An 18,273-nucleotide genomic window follows, 5' to 3' on the forward strand; every position below is an offset into this window, starting at 1 on the left:
CGTTCCTCCCGACCCGCCGCCCGGGCCGGGAGGACGTGGCGCCCTGCACCCCCTGCACCACCGGAAGGACCCCTCATGACCACTTCGCCCCTCACCGCTCGGCTGACCACCGAGCAGGAGAGCACCCCGGACCGGCAGTGGTGGCGGGACGCCGTCGTCTACCAGGTCTACCCCCGCTCCTTCGCCGACTCGAACGGCGACGGCATGGGTGACCTGCCCGGAGTGACCGCGCACCTGCCCTACCTCCGCGACCTCGGCGTCGACGCGATCTGGCTCTCGCCGTTCTATACCTCGCCGCAGCGCGACGGCGGCTACGACGTCTCCGACTACTCCGACGTCGACCCCCGCTTCGGCTCCCTCTCCGACGCCGACGAGATGATCGGCCGCGCCCACGAGCTGGGCCTGAAGGTCATCGTCGACATCGTCCCCAACCACTCCTCCGACCAGCACGAGCTGTTCCAACAGGCGCTGGCGGCGGGCCCCGGCTCCCCTGAGCGCGATATGTACGTCTTCGTCGAGGGCAAGGGCGAGAACGGCGAGCTGCCGCCGAACAACTGGACCTCGATCTTCCACGGCCCGGCCTGGACCCGCGTCACCGAGGCGGACGGCACCCCCGGCCAGTGGTACCTCCACATCTTCGACACCAGCCAGCCTGACTGGAACTGGGAGAACCCGCGGGTGCACGAGCTGTTCCGGGACGTGCTGCGGTTCTGGCTGGACCGCGGTGCCGACGGATTCCGCGTGGATGTCGCCCACGGGATGGTCAAGCCCGAGGGCCTGCCCGATGCGACCGTCAACGCGCAGGGGCTGATCGACATCCCCGAGGGCGAGGTGCCGATCTACTTCGACAACGACGGGGTGCTGGAGATCTACCGCGAGTGGCGGCCGATCCTCGACGCCTACGAGGGCGACCGCATGATGGTGCTGGAGGCGTGGATCCCCGAGCAGCGGCTGCCGCTGTACATCGGGGACGACAAGGCGCACCAGTCGTTCAACTTCGGGTTCCTGCAGGCCCGCTGGGGCGTGCAGACGATGCGCGCCGCGATCGAGAAGCCGCTCGCCCTCGCCGACGCCGTGGGCTCCCCCACCACCTGGGTGCTCTCGAACCATGACGTGGTCCGCCACGCCAGCCGCTACGGCTTCGCCCCCGATCACGTGTTCGGCGAGGGTCTCTCCCGCGACGAGGTGCCCGATGCGGAGCTGGGACTGCACCGGGCCCGCGCGGCCACCCTGCTGATGCTGTCCCTGCCCGGTGCGGCGTACCTCTACCAGGGCGAGGAGCTCGGCCTGCCGGAGGTCAGGGACATCCCCGACGAACTGCGGGAGGACCCCGCCCATCGGCGCGCCGGAGTGCCCGGCCGCGACGGCTGCCGCGTGCCGCTGCCCTGGGTCCAGGACGCCCCGGCCTTCGGTTTCTCCGCCACCGGTCGGAGCTGGCTGCCGCAGCCGGAGGTCTTCGGTGAACTGGCCGTCGACGCGCAGGAGGGCGTGGCCGGTTCGACGCTCGAGATGTACCGCACCGCGCTGCACCTGCGTCGCGAGCTCGGCCTGGGCCGCCCCGACGGCGGGGTCAGGTTCCTCCGGGACCTGCCGGGTGGCGTCCTCGGGGTCTCCCGCGGGGAGGTCACCGTCCTGGTCAACACCACCGACGCCGCCGTCGTCCTGCCGCCGGGGCCGCTCGCCGCGGCCGAGGTGCTGGTGGCCTCCGCTCCTCTCGAACCGGGCACCCTGCCCGCCGATACGACGGTCTGGCTGCGCACCGCGTGAGCATCGGGCCCGCCTCCCGCCGCCGGAGTCGGACCGGTCACGCCGGGCCGCGGAAGACCGAGCGTCTCCGCGGCCCGAGGTGCTCACGCCGCTAGGATCGCCTCCATGCGCCCGCCCTCCTCACCGGTCGATCCCGGGTTCGACGTCGTCGTCCTCGGGGCCGGACTGAACTCGTTGAACCTCACCATCGCCTTCCACCGGCAGTACGGCATGCGGTGCACCACCGTGGTGCGGGTCCCCGTCGCGATGAACCAGCACACGGTCACCAGTGACCAGCTGGTCCTCGGCGCCGACGCCACCGACGAGCAGATGCGCGATGCGCTGCTGGAGCTGGCCGCCGGGCGTCCCGCCGGACGCCCGGCCCTGCTGCTGACCAACGCCGACTCCCTGATCGAGTTCATCGACCGCTTCCGCAGCGAGCTCGAGGAGCATTACCTGCTCGCCCAGGTGGACGGCGCGCTGCTGTCCCGCCTGGCCGACAAGGCGGAGTTCGCCGAGATCTGCGCAGAGCTCGGCATCGGCACGGTGCCCACCGTGATCGTCGACTTCGCCCGCGCGGAGGAGACGGGCTGGAACGGGGAGCAGGAGCTGCCCTGGACCTTCCCGGTGGTCGGCAAGGCCGCGAACACCGCCGAGTACCACCACGTCGACTTCCCCGGCAAACGCAAGGTCTTCTTCTTCGAGAGCCGCGAGGAGCATCTCGACCTGGTCCGCCGACTGCGCGGATCCGGGTTCACCGGGCGCTTCCTGTTCCAGGAGCTGATCCCGGGGGACGACACCGCGCAGCGCTCCATCACCGCCTACCGCTCCTCGCGCGGAAAGGTGACGCTGCTGTGCGCCGCCCAGGTGCTGCTGGGCGAGCACACCCCCGAGGCGCTGGGGCGCCCTGCCGCCATGATCACCGGCGACTTCCCCAGCCTCACCGCGGCCGCCGAGCGCTTCCTGGACGCCGTGGACTACGTCGGCTTCGCGAACTTCGACGTGAAGATCGATCCGCGGACCGGCGCCGAATGCTTCTTCGAGATCAATCCCCGCATCGGTCGCAACAACTACTACGTCACCGCGGCCGGGGAGAGCGTGGCGCGCCACGTGGTCGCCGACCGCATCCACGACCGGGACCTCGACCGGGTCGTCGTCACCCGCGAGATCCTCTACTCGATCCTCCCGGTGGCACTGGTGCTGCGGTACCTGCGCGATCCCGCCCTGCGCGAGCACATCCGGCGCGTGGCGCGCACTGGGCTGCGCAATCCCTTCCGGTACCGTCCGGAGGGCCTGTGGATGCGTGCCTACTCCGTCGTCTCGGGCCTGAACTTCGTGCGCAAGTACCGCGCCGTCTATCCCCGACCCACCGACACCGGATTCTGATCCGGGAAGGACCCGCTCCGATGCCCGATACCCCCGCCCCCTCCTACGCCGATGCCCCCACCCCGGGGGTGGACCTGGTGCTGCTCGGCGGGGACATCGGGATCTACGCCCTCGCCCGTGCCTTCCACGAGAAGTACCGGACCATCGCCACGGTGGTCACCCGCAAGGTCGCCGGTCCCGTCGCCGATTCCGCGATCCTGCGCACGGTCGAGCTGGGCATGGACGCCACCGAGGACGAGATGGTCCAGGCGCTGGTGAAGGTCGGTGCGGACAAGGCCTCCCGGCCCGGCGGCACCCGTCCGATCCTGCTGGCCAACGCGGATTTCCTGGTGGCGCTGCTGGCCGCGCACCGGGAGCTGCTCGGCACCTACTTCCATCTGCCGCTGCTGGCCGACGAGGTGCTGCATGCCGTCGCCGACAAGGCGACCTTCTCCGAGGTGTGCACGGAGATCGACGTGCCCACCCCGCGCACCGTCGTGCTGGACTTCGCCGATGGCACCGCCCCCGAGGTGCCGGAGCTGGACCTGGGCTGGCCGCTGGTGGCGAAGGCGTCCCGCTCCTCGGCGTACAACGCCGTCTCCTTCCCGGGCAAGCGCAAGGTCTTCGAGATCGCGGACCGTCCGCAGCTGCTGGACCTGGTGCAGCGGCTGACCACGGCCGGATACCGGGACCGCTTCGTGCTCCAGGAGATGATCCCGGGCGACGACACGGCGATGCTGTCGGTGACCGCCTACGTCGACACCCGCGGTGAGGTGACCCTGCTGGGCGGGGCGCAGGTGCTGCTCGAGGAGCACACCCCCGGCGCGCTCGGGAACCCGGCCGCCATGTTCACCACCGACCTTCCCGAGGTCTTCGAGCAGTCGGTGCGCTTCCTCGAGCACACCGGCTACCGCGGGTACGCCAACTTCGATGTGAAGATCGACCCGCGGGACGGGGTGGCGAAGTTCTTCGAGGTCAACCCGCGCATCGGCCGCAACAACTACTACATGACCGCGGCCGGGGCGAACGTCGCCGAACCCGTGGTCGCCGATCTCCTCGAGGATCGGCCGCTGACCCGGATGCTCACCCACCGGGAGGTCCTGTACTCGATCGTGCCCTGGGCGCTGCTGCGCCGGTACCTCCTCGATGCTGACCTGCGGGCCCGCGTGCGGGCGATCGGCAGGCAGCGCACGGTGCACCCGCTGGCCTACTCCGTCGAGGGCGTGAAGCGCCGCGCATACGTGCTCGCGGCCCAGGCCAATCAGGTCAAGAAGTTCCTCCAGCACTACCGGCGTCCGTCGGCCGACGGGTTCTGAACCGACTGCTCACCCACCGTTCGCACGCCGGTGTGGCGATGGTTACACTGCAGACATGCCTGCTCAGGATTCTTTCGCCCTCCGTTCGCACGCCACACCCGACGGCTCCGTGGTCGCTCCCCAGCAGCTGGTGGAGTCGCTCGGCGGGGAGAACCTCTCCCCGGACCTCAGCTGGTCGGGCATCCCGGAGGGCACCCGCTCCTTCGCCGTGACCTGCTACGACCCCGACGCCCCCACCGGCTCGGGGTTCTGGCACTGGGTGGCCTGGGACATCCCCGCCACGACCACCTCGCTGCCCCTCGGTGTGGCCCAGGACGACGCCTCGATGACCCAGGCGCTGAACGACTTCGGCAACGCCGGCTACGACGGGCCCGAGCCGCCGCCCGGCGGCCCGCACCGCTACCAGTTCTCGGTGCACGCCCTGCCGGTGCGGACGCTCGGGGTCACCGCGGACTCCCCGCACATCGCGGCCCGGTTCGCGATCTTCTCCCAGCAGCTCGCCTCGGCGACGTTCACGGCGCGCTACCAGGTATCGGGGTGAAATGCTAGGGGGAAACTCTCCGCGACCGCTCGGGCGTGCCACGTGTCCCTCCCCGGGGACCGATCGTAGGCTCGACGCATGGAGGCCAGGACTACCCGCAGCAGGCGGCGAGCGCAGAGATCAGACCATGGTCTGAGTCCTCTCATGCGCTCGGGGGACGCGGCGCCCCGCACCGGGTGCGACGCTCGAGGGGTGAACGTGAACAGGATGCGCCCCGACCCATCGGCGACCGGCTCCGGGCGCCCGTTGCGGGTGCTGCTGACGACGGACTGGTGGGAGCCCGTCGTCAACGGTGTGGTCGCCTCCGTCCAGACCCTGCGGCGAGAGCTCCTCGCACTGGGCTGCGACGTCCGGGTGCTGACCCTCTCGCAGGGGATCCGCACCCGGAACGAGGAAGGGGTCTACCGCCTCGGCTCGGTCTCCGCGTCGATGGTCTACGACCGTGCCCGCATCGGCATGCCCTCCGGTCGCCGCGCTCTGCGCGACATCCTGCGCTGGAGCCCCGATGTCATCCACTCCCAGGCCGAGTTCTCCACCTTCGTGTGGGCTCGTCGCATCGCCCGCACCCTCTCGGTGCCGCTGGTGCACACATACCACACCATCTACGAGGACTACACGCACTACTACTCCCCCAGCCGCACCATGGGCCGCAAGGTCGTGGAGTCCTTCTCCCGCCGCGTGCTCTCGAGGACCGATGCCGTAATCGTGCCGACCACCAAGGTCGCCCGGCTCCTGGTCGGCTACGGGGTGCACCGCCCGCTGCACGTCATCCCCACCGGGCTGGACCTGGACCGGTTCCGGCCGGCCCGCAGCGAGGAGGAGCATGCCGATGCCCGCGCGCTGCGCGCCGCGCTCGGCATCGCTCCCGGGCAGCGGGTGCTGCTGTCGGTCTCGCGCCTGGCCAAGGAGAAGAATCTCGACGAGGTCCTCGAGCTGATCTCCGTCGCGGACCGCACGGACACCGTGCTGGTCCTGGTCGGCGAGGGGCCCTATCGGGGCGAGCTCCAGGCCCGTGCCCGGGCGCTCGGCATCGCGGACCGGGTCCGCTTCACCGGGGTCGTCGCCCCGGCCGACATCCCGCGCTGGTACCGGATGGGGGACGTGTTCGTCGGCGCTTCCCTCAGCGAGACCCAGGGACTGACCTTCATCGAGGCGATGGCCAGCGGTCTGCCGCTGCTGTGCCGTCGCGACCCCTCGCTCGCGAGCGTCGTGGTCGAAGGCGTCACCGGCTGGCAGTTCGAGGGTCCCGCACAGTTCACGGACCGCCTGAACTCGCTGCTCGATGATCCGCGCGGTCGCACGCAGATGGCCCACGCGGCCCTCGACCACGCTCGGGCCACCTGCGGCGCGCAGGAGTTCGCTCGCAGCGTGCTCGGGGTCTACCAGCAGGCGCGTGAGCATCGGGCGCCGCTGCTCCTCGGGCGCGACGCCGTGCCGGCGTGAGCACCTCCACCGGGACGATCCCCCGCCTCCGCACGGCGCCCCCCGCCGAGACCGGCGCGGCGGCGCGGCCCGCCGTCCCGTCCGACACGGCAGCACCCGACCGCCGCGATCCGCTGCGGATGGCCGCACAGCTCTCCCCGCTGCTGGGACTCGGGCTCAGCATCGCCCTGGTGTGGTGGGGTCTGCAGACCGGGGTGCTGCAATCGCTGGCGAACCTGCAGGCGTTCATCGATTCCCTGGGCGCCTGGGGGCCGGTCGCCTTCCTCCTCGCCTCCGTCGCCTCCGTGGTCTTCCCCATCGTGCCCGCCGGGCTGCTGGTGATCGCCGGCCCCGTCCTGTTCGGGCCGCTCGAGGGGACCGTGTACAACTACCTCGCGGTCAGCGCCGGCTCCCTGCTGAACTTCGCGATCGCCCGGCACGTGGGGCTGGGGCTCATCGAACGGCTCTTCCGCCGCCGCACGCTCGAGAAGTTCCTGGGGTGGACCCGCAGCGGCCACTTCACGCGCGCCTTCGCCCTCGCGATCGCCCTGCCGGTCGCCCCCGACGACCTGCTCTGCTACATCGCCGGCACCACCCGGATGCGGTGGCGCACCTACGTCCTGATCATCCTCCTGTGCAAGCCGTGGGCCCTGATCGCCTACGGACTCGGCGTCAGCGCCCTCGTGCTGCGCGTCCTGCCCTGGTGAACGGAACCACGTCATGCTCATGAGATCCCGCGCCCGTCGGCGCACCGCACCCGCCCGCCCCCTGTCGGAGCACGCCGCGCCCGAGGACCCGCCGCTGCGGGTGCTGCTGCCCCGCGGCCTCGCCGCTCTCGCCCGCGAATCCGGCATCGGCGCAGCGATCCGCCACCAGGAATCGGCGGTGCGGTCGCTGGGCCATGAGGTGGTCACCAACCCGCTGCAGCCCTTCGACGTGGTCCATCTGAACACTCCGTTCCCGGACACGCTGCTGCTGGCCCACTGGGCGCGGCTGCGCAGGCGGCCGGCGCTGGTGTGGGCGCACTCCACCGAGGATGATTTCCGCGACTCCTTCCCCGGCTCGAACGCCCTGGCGCCGCTGTTCCGGCGCTGGATCGCGCACCTCTACCGCCGCGGGGACACGGTGATCACGCCGAGCGCGTACTCCCAGGAGCTGATCTCCGCGCCGAAGTACGGCCTGCGGGCACCGATCCGGGTGCTCTCCAACGGGGTCGACACCGGCTTCTTCCGCCCGGATGCGCCGGCCCGGCAGCGCCTGCGGTCCTCCCTCCATCTCGCCGCGGACGCCCCGGTGGTGATCAGCGTCGGGATGCAGCTGCGGCGCAAGGGGATCCTGGACTGGGTGGAGGTGGCCCGGGCGATGCCCGAGGTCACTTTCGTCTGGTACGGGCGCACCGATCCGCGGCTGCTGACGGCCGAGGTGCAGCGGGCGCTGGCCGGCGCTCCTGCGAACGCGCTGTTCCCGGGGTACGTGCAGGCCGCGCAGCTGCGTGAGGCCTACTGCGGCGCCGATGCCTTCTGCTTCCTCACCACGGAGGAGACGGAGGGGATCGTGCTGTGGGAGGCGCTGGCCTGCGAGATCCCCGCCCTGGTGCGCGGCATCCCGCTGTATCGCGAGGCAGTGCCGGACGGAGTGCTCACGCACCAGGTCGCCGGGGCCGGGCCCGAGTTCGCGGGCCGCGTCGTCCAGAAGCTGCGAGCCCTGCTCGACGGGGAGCTCGCGGATCTCACCGCGGCCGGTCGCCGCGCCGCGGAGGGAGTCGACCTCGACCAGGTGGCGCAGCAGCTGCAGGAGATCTACCGCCTCACCGGGGTGCTCCCCGCGAACCCGATCACGAGCGACGCGTAGGCCGCCACAGCACCAGGGCGCTGCTGCTGCGACGCTTCGGCCGCTCGCCGCGGCGCAGGGCGTTGATCTCCCCGTCCCGGTCGGCGGAGAACACCCTGCGCTGGGCGGGGGTCATGTTCTCCAACCGCTCGCGGACGCTCTCGAGCTGATCCTGCATCGCGCTGACCTCGTCCTGCAGCTCGAGGATCCGCTTGATCCCGGCGAGGTTGATGCCGTCCTCCTGGGAGAGGCCCTGGATCTCCCGCAGACGCGCGATGTCGCGGGTGCTGTAGCGGCGGCCGCGGCCGCGGGTGCGCTGCGGGATCACCAGCCCCAGCCGGTCGTACTGGCGCAGGGTCTGGGGATGCATCCCGGAGAGCTCCGCCGCCACCGAGATCACGAACACGGGCGCCCGGTCGTCCAGGCGGTGCGAGCTGTGCATCGGGGTGCTCCTCTCGAGGGTCCGGTGGTGGCGATCGGGGCTCAGCGGGCGGCGGCCTCGCTGAGCCCGGCCCGCGGGTCCTCCTCCGCCAGTGCCGTCCGCAGGTCCTCGACGGCCCGCTTCGCGGCACCCTCGACATGGGCGGGGACCGCGACCTGGACGGTGACGTGGAGGTCCCCGGTGGACTTCTTGGTCACCAGTCCCTTGCCGCGCACCCTCAGGGTACGGCCGGAGGGGGTGCCCGGCGGGACCTTCACCGAGACCGTCCCTCCGTCGAGCAGCGGGACGGCCAGCGTGGTGCCCAGCACCGCCTCGTCGAAGCTGATCGGCACGGTGATCTTCAGATTGGCACCGTCGGCGCTCCACACCGGGTGCTCCTCGACGTCGAGGCTCAGCAGCAGGTCGCCCGCGGGGGCGCCGCCGGGTCCGGGCCGTCCCTTGCCGCGCAGGCGGATCTTCTGGCCGTCATGCACTCCGGCGGGGATGCGGGTGGTGACCGCGCGGCCGTCGACGGTCAGCCGCAGATCAGTGCCCAGCGCCGCATCCCGGAAGCTGATGCGGGTGCGGGCGGAGGTGTCCGAGCCCTTCGCCGGGGCGCGGTTCGGGGCGAACCCGGCCGGGCCGCCCGCGCCGCCGAAGCCGCCACCCTGGCCGCCGAACATCTTCAGCAGATCATCGAGGTCGGGATTGGCGCCGCCGCCGGGAGCGGGGCGGGCTCCGGAGTGTCCACCGCCGCCGAACATCGAGGAGAAGACGTCCTCGAAGCCGGCCCCGCCGGGGCCGCCCTGGCCGGCGGAGAAGCGGGCGCCGCCGGAGCCCATGGCGCGGATGGCGTCGTACTGCTGGCGCTGCTCGGGATCGTTGAGGACCGAGTAGGCCTCACCGATCTCCTTGAACCGCTCTTCCGCCCTGGCGTCGTCGGGATGGTGGTCGGGGTGGTACTTCCGGGCCTGGGTGCGGTAGGCCTTCTTGATCTCCGACGCGTCGGCGTCCTTGGAGACGCCGAGGACCGCGTAGAAGTCCTTGTCGAGCCAGTCCTGTCCGGACATGTGCGTCTCCTTCCGGGAGCCTCAGCTGCGGGATCGAATGTGTGGGAGGGGGCGGGTGCGGGGCCTGCCGGGGACCGACAGGCCCCGCACCGTGGGTGCGCGGCTCGCTCGGGCGGTCGCCGTCAGGCAGGACCGCGGGTGCCGACGCGAGCGGGTCGGAGGATCCGCTCGTTCATCGCGTAGCCGGGCTGCATGACGAGCGAGATCGTCGTGGTCTCGGCGTCGTCGGCGTCCTCGTGCATCAGGGCCTCGTGGCGGTTCGGATCGAACTCCTCCCCGACCGCGCCGAAGCGCTTCAGGCCGTGCGAGCCGAGCACCTCCTCGAGCTTCTGCGAGATGGCGTGGAATGGGGTGCCCTCGGCGATGTCGCCGTGCTGGCGGCCCAGCTCCACGTCGTCCAGGACCCCGATCAGCGAGCCGAGGACACCGGCGATCGCCGCTTCCTTGCTCACCTGGGCGGCGCCCTCGATCCGGCGACGCGAGTTGACGTACTCGGCCTGATCGCGCTTGAGCTGCTCGGTGAGCTCGGTGACCCTGCCCTCGAGCTCGGCGACCCGTCCGGCGTCGGCCGGGAGCGAGGAGTCCTCCCCGTCCTGGGCCGCCTGCTCGAACAGCTCCGCCGCCTCGGCGTCGAAGGGGTCGACCGGTACGTCGGCCCCCTGACCCTCGGCCGCGGGGGTGGCGCCGGAGGGCCGGACGGTGCCGTCCTCCGGGTTCACCTTGCGCTTGTCGGTGAAGGAGAACCTCGGCTCGTCCTCGGGACGCTGCGGGTCCTCAGGCGTGCTCGGGTCCTCGGTCATCACTTCTTCTCCTCGTCCTCGTCCACGATCTCGGCGTCGACCACGTCGTCATCGTCGGACGACGCTGCGTCGGCGTCCTCGGCACCCGCCTCGGCGCCCTCAGCGCCCTCGGCCTGCGAGTAGATCGCGGTGCCGACGGCCTGCAGGGCCTCGTTGAGGGAGTCGCGCTTGGCCTCGAGGTCCTCGGTGGAGGCCTCCTCCTTGGCCAGCTCGTCCTTGGCCTCCTGGATGGCGTCCTCCGCCTTGGTCTTGTCCGCGTCCTCGATCTTGTCCGCGTTGTCCTTGAGCAGCTTCTCGCCCTGGTAGACGAGCTGTTCGAGGGTGTTGCGGGCATCGGCGTTCTTGCGACGCTCCTCGTCCTCGGCGGCATGCGCCTCGGCATCCTTCACCATGCGGTCGATGTCCTCGTCGGAGAGGGCCGAGCCGCCGGTGATCTGGATGGACTGCTCGTTGCCGGTGCCGCGGTCCTTGGCGGTCACGTGCACGATGCCGTTGGAGTCGATGTCGAAGGTGACCTCGACCTGCGGGATGCCGCGCGGGGCCGGCGCGATGCCGGTCAGCTCGAAGGTGCCGAGCATCTTGTTGTCCCGGGTGAACTGACGCTCGCCCTGGAACACCTGGATCGCGACGGAGGGCTGGTTGTCCTCGGCGGTGGAGAAGACCTCGGAGGTCTTGGTGGGGATGGCCGCGTTGCGCTCGATGAGCTTGGTCATCACACCGCCCTTGGTCTCGATGCCGAGGGAGAGCGGGGTGACGTCCATCAGCAGCACGTCCTTGCGGTCGCCCTTGATGACCGCGGCCTGGAGAGCGGCGCCCACGGCGACGACCTCGTCCGGGTTCACGGACTTGTTGGGCTCCTTGCCGCCGGTGAGGGACTTGACGACCTCGGTGACGGAGGGCATGCGGGTGGAGCCGCCGACGAGGACGACGTGGTCGATGTCGGAGACGGAGATGCCCGCATCCTTGATCACCTGGTGGAAGGGAGCCTTGGTGCGCTCGAGCAGGTCCGAGGTCATCTCCTCGAACTGGGCCCGGGTGAGCTTCTCGTCGAGGTGCAGCGGACCGTTCTCGGTCATCGACAGGTACTGCAGCGAGATCGAGGTGGAGGTCGAGGAGCTCAGCTCCTTCTTCGCCTGCTCAGCGGCCTCCTTGAGGCGCTGCAGGGCGATCCGGTCCTTGCCGAGGTCCACCCCTTCCTTGTTCTTGACCTGCGAGATCAGCCAGTCCACGACCTTCTGGTCCCAGTCGTCGCCGCCGAGGCGGTTGTCACCGGCGGTGGCCTGGACCTGGATGGTGGAGCCCTCGTCGTCCTTGCCCACCTCGAGCAGGGAGACGTCGAAGGTGCCGCCGCCGAGATCGAAGACCAGGATCTGCTCGTCGTCCTTGCCCTTCTCCAGCCCGTACGCGAGCGCCGCAGCGGTGGGCTCGTTGATGATGCGCAGCACGTTCAGACCGGCGATGGTGCCGGCATCCTTGGTGGCCTGACGCTCGGAGTCCGAGAAGTACGCCGGGACGGTGATGACCGCATCGGTCACGTCCTCACCCAGGTAGGACTCGGCATCCTTCTTGAGCTTGCCGAGGGTGCGCGCGGAGATCTCCTGCGCGGTGTACTTCTTGTCGTCGATCTCCTGGCTCCAGTCGGTGCCCATGTGGCGCTTGACGGAGGCGATCGTGCGATCGACGTTGGTGACGGCCTGACGCTTGGCGACCTCGCCGACGAGGACCTCGCCCTGCTTGGAGAAGGCCACGACCGACGGGGTGGTGCGGGAGCCCTCGGCATTCGCGATGACGGTGGGCTGGCCACCCTCGAGGACGGCGACGGCGGAGTTGGTGGTACCGAGGTCGATTCCGACGACACGGGACATGGGGGCCTGCCTTTCTGCGACGGTTGCGCCGCAACGGGTTCGTGCACGGCCGACCATGGGGCCGGCGGCGCGACGTGAGCTGTACGGGCTCAAGTAGAGAACTCCGGATCGATGTTGTCAATCTGAAGAGCACTGAACTTGAGTACACCCGACTCAACTCCGCGTCGGCCAGGTTCATTCCCGAATGCCGAGAAGGTGATGGAGAGCACTGTTGTGGATTCTCAGAAAACCTGGCCGTGTCTCATCTACTTGGCCACGGCGTGTCCGTGTCTCAGAGAACTTGGCCGTGGTGGATCGTAGAGCCATGTCCACGGGTGTGGCGTCCGCCACGATCCGATACTGCGACCGACTCGGGGTCGAGCGGGTAGCGCAGTGGGGCGAAGTCGCGCCGAATGAGCTTGCCACCGCGATGCCAGTGAGGGTTCCGCCGACGTTCGCCGGCCAGCGAAACTATCCGGGGCTGTTCTGGTCGGTGCGTAGCCAGCGGCACTTGGTCTACGAGAGCCTGCTCGAGCTGTCCCACTTGTGGCTGCTGGATTTCGCGTCGACGACAGCGGCTATCGCGACCCAGCCGTTCCAGCTGACGGTCGTCGACTCGTCGCACGTCCCGGATCTTCTCGTGCTGGATACGGCGGGTGGCGTAGAGGTCCTCGACGTCAAGCCTGTCGCGTTCCGGTTCCACCCCCGCTTCCGCTCCCAGGTAGAGATCTCCGAGCGGCTGTGCACGATGGTGGGCTGGCGCTACCGGGTGGCGACGGAGCCGGATCCGGTGTTGGTGCGCAACATCCAGTTCCTTGCGGTGGGCCGGCGCCCCATCGCGGAGGCAACAGGCATCGATGACGACGACGTCGTCGCGGTCGCGGCGGGTTACTCGCTGGGCCACGTGCTGGAACGCCTGCGCACAGGGGTCGCGCCGAAGAGTGCATTCGCTCTGGTCGCTGCGTTGATGTGGCGCGGCAGGCTCACGGCTGACCTGACTCGGCCCTTGACGAGGGAAACGATTCTCGAAGGAGGCAGCTGATGGCCGAGGTGCTGGACGTGGCGGTGGGCGGGAGTATCTGGTGGGAGGGGGCAGCCTGGCAGGTCGACGAACTGCGTGATGGTGCTGCACTGCTGTCGCGCGGGGGCAGTGTCCGGCGCATGACTCTGTCCGCGCTGCTGCGGACCAAGGCCACCGCGATCGATGACGGTGAGACCGTCAATGACGGTTCGATCCCCAGTGTCGAGCTGCTGGCGAACCTGGACCCGCGCGAGCGACGCCGTCTGGAATCAACTATCAAGGCCATCACGGAAGCCCTGGAGCAGCGGCCGCAGGATCCAGCCACTCATCTTGCCCACGCCGCGGGCCTCTCGGAGCGCACCGCGCGGCGCCGGATCAGCGCCTTCACGACTCATGGCCCTGCCGGGCTGGTTGACCAGCGGCGCTCGGCATCGGGCCGCAGCAACGCCATCCCCGAGGAGTGGAACCGGGCATTGCGGGATGTGCTGGCTCGTCATCGGGATCTATCGACGCCGTCGCTGAGCCTGGTCATCGATCAGGCCAACTCGTTGGCCGAGACGCGAAGTCCTGGCTTGGCGCTGCCGGCTCGAGCAACGGCCTACCGGCATCTGCGCGAGGTCACGGCGGGGACGGCGGCGTTCGGTTCGGCCAAGCGGCGGCGTTCGGATGCGGCCCGTCCGCAGGGGGTGCTGGGCAGTCTGCGGGCAGATCGCCCGGGACAGTACGTCGTGCTGGATACCACGCCACTGGACGTGTTCGCCGCGGAGCCGGCTACCGACCGGTGGGTACCGGTGGAGCTGACGGTGGCGATGGATCTGTATTCCCGGTGCATCACGGGGCTGCGGCTGCGTCCGATCTCGACCCGTTCACGGGAGGTCGCGGACGTGCTGTATCAAACGATCACTGCCCAGACCTGGGGGCCGGAGGCGAGCGAGGGCCCCTACGTGGGGGTGCCGGACGTGGTGGTGTTCGAAACAGGGGCGGTGCCGGATACGATCATCGTCGATCACGGCCGGGCCTACCTGTCCGAGCACGTCAAGGCCGTCTGCGCCCGACTCGGGATCAGCATCCAGCCCGCGACACCGAGAAAGCCGACGGACAAGCCCACGATCGAGCGGTTCTTCCGCACTCTGCGCCAGGGCTTCCTGGAGCGTCTGCCGGCCTACAAGGGCCCGGATGTGTACTCCCGGGGCAAGGACATCGAGAAGCAGGCGTTCTTGTATGTGCCGGAGCTGGAGCAGGCGCTGCGCGAGTGGGTGGGGATCTATCACGACACGCCGCACGAGGGGCTGTGTGATCCGCGCCTGCCGCATGTGGAGCTGACGCCGGCGCAGATGTTCCAGCGCGGGGTCGCGATCGCAGGTCGGATCCGGTTGCCGGCCTCGACCAGCTTGGCGATGGAGTTCCTGGAGGTGGCCTGGCGCAAGATCCATCACTACGGCATCACGATCGACGGGCGCCGGTATGACGGGCCGGAGCTGAACCTGTACCGCGGGCAACGCTCCGAGCACGGCGGCCTGCATGCGGGCAAGTGGCCGTTCTACGTCGATCGCAACGATGTGCGCGCGATCCACTTCCAGGACCCGGTCACCGAGCAGTGGGCCGCGATCGGCTGGGACCGCGCCCGGGACCTGGATGCTCCGTTCTCGGCCGAGGCGGCCGACTATGTGCGCGCCCTCCAGCTGGCCAGCCCCGACCGGAGCGTCGATCCCAAGGAGGCGGTGGGTGAACTGGTCGAGCGCTATTCGCAGCAGAACGTCACCATGCGCCGGGCGGAGAAGAACCTCGCCCGCCACATCACCACCACCGCACCCGACGGTGATCGGGATCCTCGCCGGACACCTGCCGGGGCGGCGGGAGAGCTGAGCGTGTTGCAGGAGCATCTGGAGCGCCGCGCCCGGGTGCGGGTCACGGATGACATGGACGTCTTCGAACGCTACGGCAATGATGACGAGGACCGATTCGAGGTGTTCGAGGGATGACGACGAATCCCTGGACGGCGTGGATCCGAGAGCACGGGACCGACCGCAGCGGTATCCACACCAAGGACGACTGGCTGGAGCTGGCCCACAGCAAACCCCGGCCCCGGCCGCCTACGCCCGCAGATCCGCGGGCTCTGGGGACCGAAGAGGGTGAGGACTACGAGGAGACGCGCCGGATCTGGAACGCGAACCCGGCCACGATCAAGACACCCCAGCTGGCGGGGGCATTCGCGTTGATGGACCAGGTCATGGCCTCTAACTACCGCGATGCGGGCCAGCTTCGCGGCTCGGTCGTCCTCGATGCCGAGCCGACCCTGGGCAAGACGACGATCGCGGTGCAGTACGCGAGAGGGTTCCATACCCGTACGATCCGCCGCTACGGGGAGCGGACCCGCGATGGCCATCAGCGCATCCCCGTCGCCTACCTGAGTCTGTCGGCCGCCACCACTCTCAAGGGTCTGAACCAGAAGCTGCTGCGGTTCTACGGCCACCCTGCCGCTGCCCGGCACACCCGTAGCTCGCTGGCCTCCCTGGCTGTGGATTGCGTCCGCAGTTGCCACACCCAACTGATCGTGATCGACGATCTGCACTTCGTCGACTTCGCCCACCGCGACGGACGCGCGGTCTCCGACCATCTCAAGAGCCTGGCCAACGAGATGTCGGCGACCTTCATCTACGTCGGCGTCCAGCTGCGCCAGCGTCGCTTCTTCGACGAAGGCTCGCTGCCCCACGGCGGATCGACCGCGCAGACCGCCCGCCGTGCCACGCGATGCGAGATCCAGCCCTTTCAACTCGACACCGGCACCGCCGCACGGGCCTGGCGCAAGGTCCTGGCCACCTACGAGGACCACCTGATCCTCCACCGCAAGAGCCCGGGGATGCTCGCCGACCGTGCGGATCTCCTCTTCGAACGCACCCAGGGATACATCGGATCGCTGACCAACCTCATCGACCGCGCCGCCTACCTGGCCATCGTCACCGGCATCGAGGAGATCACCGACGACATTCTCGACGAGGTCGTGATCGACAATGCCGCCGAGAGCCAGCACCACGCCGCGGTCCGCTGACCCTGCACCGGCCACCGATGCCGGGGTGCTGGGACGGTGTCCTCCGCCGGTGCGCGCCGGTCAACTCCCGCTGACGGTGCGCCCTTTGGCGGGTGAGTGGACGATCTCCTGGTTGACCCGTACCGCACACCGCTTCGCCATCACCCCGCGTGCTCTTCTCCAGGCCACCGGCGTCATGCGCCAAACGGTCTCCACCGCAGCGGCGCAGCGTCGCGCGCTGGCACCACAGCGCCTGCACGTCTTGGGACTGCCGGGGGCTGACGCGACCGAGCTCGGCGCGCCGCACCCCACGGCTGACGCGTTGCGGCGGAACCAGACGCTTTACGAGCGGCCTACGCGGCGAATCGAGCTGCCGCGACTGCGCTACTGCCCGGCCTGCCTCGCCAGCGATGTTCCGGCCTGGCCCAAAGCGTGGAACCTGACGACGACGATGGTGTGCATCGAGCACCACCTGGTTCTGGTCGACGCATGCCCCGGCTGCGGAAGACGGCCGTTCAGTCGCGCGGATTGGCTGGCCACCACCGCCGCGATCTACCGATGCCCACATGCCCTCCCCGATGACGAAGAGCGTTCCGGGCGGCGCGTGCGACGACGCTGCCGCACCGACCTGCGCACCGCATCAGCATCCCGCGCGTCACGCGAAACCGTCGCGGCCCAACGATTGTTCGACGCGACGGCCGCGGCGGACCCTCGTGCTCTGACGCCCGCTTGCGGCACCCACGTCGAGGAAACCATCCTGTTCGGAGCCATTCTCGATCTCACAGACGCGCTACAGGCCCAAGGGATTCCGTCACCGGCAGCACGGTCGCGCGCCATCGCCGCGCTGCAAGAGCTCTCGCCCTCCGCGGCTGCCAGTGTCCTGGGCTCACTTGAACGAGTTCCGATGGCCAGAGGAGTTCCCAATCCCTTAGCCGAAGCGCTGCGCCTGGAGACCTTCCGCCACCAGCTCTCCCCGACCCGACAGCTCGAGCTGCGAGCGGCACGCACCTTCCTCGCGTTACCGATGCGCGACGGCCACCGACAGCGGCAAGCACACGCTTTGCCCGAACACCGCACATCGCGTCCCACGCTCAACCAGCTTCGCAACGCACCGCTGCCGACCATCTCCGATCGCGACGGAGCACCGCTTCCCCCCGATGTGGTCAGACTCCTCCTGGCCCGCGTCGGCAGACCCGCCACGTGGGCCCACCTTGCCAAAGATCTCGACCTCCCCAGCGATCTCGTCTTCAGCCTCAGCCCCACCCTGCGCGCACTCCAGAGATCAGGCACCTGGGCGACTCGCCTGGACGAGCTGGAACTCGCCCTCCAACAGCTCGCGGGCAGGTGCAACCTAACGACGTCCCAGCACACCGGTTCGCGGTCAAGACCGAAGGTGCCGGCCCCGTCAACGCCCACGGTCCATTCGCCAGAAGTTCAGCGTGGCCAGGAGAGAGATGATGGCAGCGCCGACGCTTAAGACGCCTCCGGCTGCCCCCAAGGCTCCGTAGGCGGCGCCCATCGCAGGCTTCGAGACGGCCCCGCCAGCTGCACCACACAGGGTCTGCACGCTCAGCACCCGGCCCAACCGCTCTGCCGATACCTCTGCGGCGATGCGTGCAAAGACAACAGCTCCCGAACTGGGCGAGAGCAAGATCGACAGGGCCAACGGAACCGCCATCATCACCGTCCCGGTCAGGACGGCTGCGGCACCAAGGGCGAGCACAGTCGTCACACTCGAGACGATCAGCACCGCATGGAACGACAAGCGCCGGGTGACGACGGGGACGAGGATGGGGCCTGACCCTTGTTCGTGGACACGCTGATTCCAGCATTTGCTGGGGAAGCGAGATCATGAACCATGGCCAGGAA

At 69.7% G+C, this 18,273-nt stretch carries 15 protein-coding genes; 11 read left to right on the forward strand and 4 right to left on the reverse strand.

The annotated features are described in order from the left end of the window. Positions 1-75 precede the first annotated feature (75 nt). The 7 genes from ACHUEU_RS10485 (at position 76) to ACHUEU_RS10515 (ending at position 8,241) form a co-directional block, all read left to right on the forward strand. The gene (locus tag ACHUEU_RS10485) at positions 76-1,767 is read left to right on the forward strand and encodes a glycoside hydrolase family 13 protein (RefSeq protein WP_394216067.1); all 1,692 of its coding nucleotides are present in this window, start codon (positions 76-78) and stop codon (positions 1,765-1,767) included. Positions 1,768-1,872: 105 nt separating this feature from the next. Further along, positions 1,873-3,132: a carboxylate--amine ligase gene (locus ACHUEU_RS10490; RefSeq protein WP_394216068.1), complete on the forward strand. Its 1,260-nt coding sequence runs from the start codon at positions 1,873-1,875 to the stop codon at positions 3,130-3,132. 20 nt (positions 3,133-3,152) lie between these two features. After that, positions 3,153-4,427, forward strand: coding sequence for a carboxylate--amine ligase (locus ACHUEU_RS10495; protein WP_394216069.1), 1,275 nt, complete (start codon positions 3,153-3,155; stop codon positions 4,425-4,427). Between the two features lie 55 nt (positions 4,428-4,482). Further along, complete coding sequence (locus ACHUEU_RS10500) at positions 4,483-4,968, forward strand: YbhB/YbcL family Raf kinase inhibitor-like protein (RefSeq protein ID WP_394216070.1); 486 nt, start codon at positions 4,483-4,485, stop codon at positions 4,966-4,968. 192 nt (positions 4,969-5,160) lie between these two features. After that, positions 5,161-6,411 carry a glycosyltransferase family 4 protein gene (locus tag ACHUEU_RS10505; protein WP_394216071.1) on the forward strand — a complete coding sequence of 417 codons (1,251 nt, stop codon included), beginning with the start codon at positions 5,161-5,163 and terminating at the stop codon, positions 6,409-6,411. Next, positions 6,408-7,097 carry a TVP38/TMEM64 family protein gene (locus ACHUEU_RS10510; RefSeq protein WP_394216072.1) on the forward strand — a complete coding sequence of 230 codons (690 nt, stop codon included), beginning with the start codon at positions 6,408-6,410 and terminating at the stop codon, positions 7,095-7,097. Before ACHUEU_RS10505 ends, ACHUEU_RS10510 begins: the two co-directional genes overlap by 4 nt. 13 nt (positions 7,098-7,110) lie before the next feature. Next, positions 7,111-8,241: a glycosyltransferase family 4 protein gene (locus ACHUEU_RS10515; protein ID WP_394216073.1), complete on the forward strand. Its 1,131-nt coding sequence runs from the start codon at positions 7,111-7,113 to the stop codon at positions 8,239-8,241. Here the strand turns inward: ACHUEU_RS10515 and ACHUEU_RS10520 are convergent. The 4 genes from ACHUEU_RS10520 to dnaK form a co-directional block, all read right to left on the reverse strand. Then, entirely contained in the window at positions 8,225-8,662 is a 438-nt protein-coding gene (locus tag ACHUEU_RS10520) for a heat shock protein transcriptional repressor HspR (RefSeq protein ID WP_394216074.1), read from the reverse strand. The two genes, ACHUEU_RS10515 and ACHUEU_RS10520, sit on opposite strands and share 17 nt — an antisense overlap. Before the next feature lie 41 nt (positions 8,663-8,703). Then, positions 8,704-9,711, reverse strand: a complete 1,008-nt coding sequence (locus ACHUEU_RS10525) for a DnaJ C-terminal domain-containing protein (RefSeq protein WP_394216075.1) — start codon at positions 9,709-9,711, stop codon at positions 8,704-8,706. A 122-nt stretch (positions 9,712-9,833) separates the two neighbouring features. Next, positions 9,834-10,511 (reverse strand): nucleotide exchange factor GrpE, encoded by a 678-nt coding sequence (locus ACHUEU_RS10530; protein WP_394216076.1) that lies wholly within the window; start codon positions 10,509-10,511, stop codon positions 9,834-9,836. Next, the gene (gene dnaK / locus ACHUEU_RS10535) at positions 10,511-12,376 is read right to left on the reverse strand and encodes a molecular chaperone DnaK (protein ID WP_394216077.1); all 1,866 of its coding nucleotides are present in this window, start codon (positions 12,374-12,376) and stop codon (positions 10,511-10,513) included. Before dnaK ends, ACHUEU_RS10530 begins: the two co-directional genes overlap by 1 nt. Positions 12,377-12,680: 304 nt before the next feature. Between dnaK and ACHUEU_RS10540 the strand changes: the two genes are divergently transcribed. The 4 genes from ACHUEU_RS10540 to ACHUEU_RS10555 are packed head-to-tail and all read left to right on the forward strand — an operon-like array spanning position 12,681 to position 17,881. Continuing rightward, positions 12,681-13,397: a TnsA-like heteromeric transposase endonuclease subunit gene (locus tag ACHUEU_RS10540; protein ID WP_394216078.1), complete on the forward strand. Its 717-nt coding sequence runs from the start codon at positions 12,681-12,683 to the stop codon at positions 13,395-13,397. Beyond that, a complete protein-coding gene (locus ACHUEU_RS10545) occupies positions 13,397-15,358 on the forward strand; it encodes a helix-turn-helix domain-containing protein (RefSeq protein ID WP_394216079.1) in 1,962 nt (653 codons plus the stop codon). Before ACHUEU_RS10540 ends, ACHUEU_RS10545 begins: the two co-directional genes overlap by 1 nt. Further along, positions 15,355-16,425, forward strand: a complete 1,071-nt coding sequence (locus ACHUEU_RS10550; protein ID WP_394216080.1) for a TniB family NTP-binding protein — start codon at positions 15,355-15,357, stop codon at positions 16,423-16,425. Before ACHUEU_RS10545 ends, ACHUEU_RS10550 begins: the two co-directional genes overlap by 4 nt. Continuing rightward, complete coding sequence (locus tag ACHUEU_RS10555) at positions 16,388-17,881, forward strand: TniQ family protein (RefSeq protein ID WP_394216081.1); 1,494 nt, start codon at positions 16,388-16,390, stop codon at positions 17,879-17,881. Before ACHUEU_RS10550 ends, ACHUEU_RS10555 begins: the two co-directional genes overlap by 38 nt. Positions 17,882-18,273: the final 392 nt, after the last annotated feature.

Source organism: Brachybacterium vulturis, from assembly GCF_043641765.1.
GTDB classification, from domain to species: Bacteria; Actinomycetota; Actinomycetes; order Actinomycetales; family Dermabacteraceae; genus Brachybacterium; species Brachybacterium vulturis_A.